Origin of the sequence: Pseudomonas sp. SIMBA_041 (assembly GCF_046535095.1) — a bacterium.
Classification (GTDB): Bacteria; Pseudomonadota; Gammaproteobacteria; order Pseudomonadales; family Pseudomonadaceae; genus Aquipseudomonas; species Aquipseudomonas mucoides.
Genome location: NZ_JAWRXJ010000635.1, coordinates 1 through 253, shown reverse-complemented (window position 1 = coordinate 253; position 253 = coordinate 1). Strand labels below are relative to the sequence as shown.

Annotated in this window: 1 pseudogene; it reads right to left on the bottom strand. The window is 58.5% G+C overall.

The window, feature by feature from the left end:
- Positions 1-253: pseudogene (locus SB725_RS32650) on the bottom strand (UDP-N-acetyl-D-mannosamine dehydrogenase); the annotation flags it as partial.

The window sequence follows — 253 nt, the reverse complement described above, 5'->3', positions numbered from 1 at the left end:
CCTGTCGAATCAACTTCGCCTGGCCCGGCGTTTTGTTGACGATGAACCACGGGTCGACCGCGATGCAGTGACCACCGACGCCCGGCCCGGGCTGGAGGATATTGACGCGCGGATGGTGATTCGCGATATCGATCAATTCCCACACATTGATGTCGAGCTTGTCGCAAATGAGGGAAAGCTCATTGGCAAACGCGATGTTGACGTCGCGGAATGCGTTCTCGGTGAGCTTCGACATCTCCGCCGTACGCGCGTC